The organism is Bradyrhizobium sp. CSS354 (genome assembly GCF_029051725.1).
Classification (GTDB): domain Bacteria; phylum Pseudomonadota; class Alphaproteobacteria; order Rhizobiales; family Xanthobacteraceae; genus Bradyrhizobium.
Map to the genome: position 1 here is coordinate 1 of NZ_JAACFU010000070.1, position 1,187 is coordinate 1,187.

General features: G+C 65.7%; 1 protein-coding gene. It reads right to left on the reverse strand.

Annotation, left to right across the window (positions count from 1 at the left end; all coding sequences use genetic code 11):
* Positions 1 to 1,187, reverse strand: a 1,187-nt coding sequence (locus tag GWG67_RS38670) for an IS5 family transposase (RefSeq protein WP_275174887.1), incomplete at both ends; no start/stop codon positions are given.

A 1,187-nucleotide genomic window follows, 5' to 3' on the forward strand; every position in this document is an offset into this window, starting at 1 on the left:
CACAAGAGTTCTCTGAGCCAGGCGAGGATACGGCGGAAGTTGTGGCCGACTGCTGAGAGCACGACGTTGGCGGCGTCGCCGGCGCGGCCTTTGAGATAGCAGCGGCCAAGGTGACCTTCGGCCTTCAGATGTCCGATGATGGGCTCGATGGCGGAGCGGCGCCGGAGCTCGCGCTTGATGGCGCCGAACACGCCGCGCTTCTGGCCCGAAATGAAGACGCGACGGGGATTTTGCGTGTCGTGGCCGCGATATCCCTTGTCGACATAGGCCCGCTCGATCGGACAGCCGGTGAGCGCCTCGGTGCGGTCGATGACGTCCCGCAGGGTATGACCGTCGTAGGGATTATCGGGCAGCGACCTGGCGTGCAGTACGAACAGGCCACCGGGCGCCCGCCGGTTGTTGGTGACGATGGAGGCCTTCACGCCGAACTCGTAAGGCGCGGCGGCCTTGCCTTTGCCGATGCATTCCACCTCCGGGGCATGGAAGGAATAAAGCTTCCAGCCGCGCTGGCGCTGCTGCTGCGAGCGGATTTGCACGGCCCGGCCAAGCGGGAGGGCGAATGCCTCCTCCAGTGCCGGCTGGCCCTCGATCTTGCGGCGGATGTCGCGGATGATGCGGCCGAGCCGGCTGCGCAGAATGCGCAACTGCCGCTGATGCCGGCTGAACTGTTTGGCATGGGCGTAGCGGCCCGCCATCATCGCGGCGGCCTTGGCCACACGAGAATAGGATTGCCGCAGCCTGACGGCGTGCCTTCTCGCCAGGCGGTTGAGCCCCTTGATAGCCGCATGGAGCAGCTTGGCATCGGTCGGAAAGGTGATGGCCTTCGGCTGCACCGTGGTGTCGACGGTGACGCGCTTGAGGTCCTGGCCGCGTAACGCGCCGGCCTCGTGCGCCACCCGCAGGCTCTCCGCCAGCAGCAGCTCCAACTTGTCGCCGAGCCGCTTGCGCCAATGGCTCAGGTCCGAGCGCTCGTGCGGGAAGGCATGCTGAAAGAACTCTTGCCCGGTGAAGAACTGGAAATACGGGTCGTGAACCCAGCGCTCGCAAACGCCCTCATCGGACAGCCCGTAAGTGTGCTTGAGCAACAGCAGCCCGATCATGAACCGGGTCTCGATCCCGGGCCGGCCATTCTCGCTGTAGAGCGGCGCGACCTCGCCGTCGATCCAGTCCCAATCGATCTTGCCGGC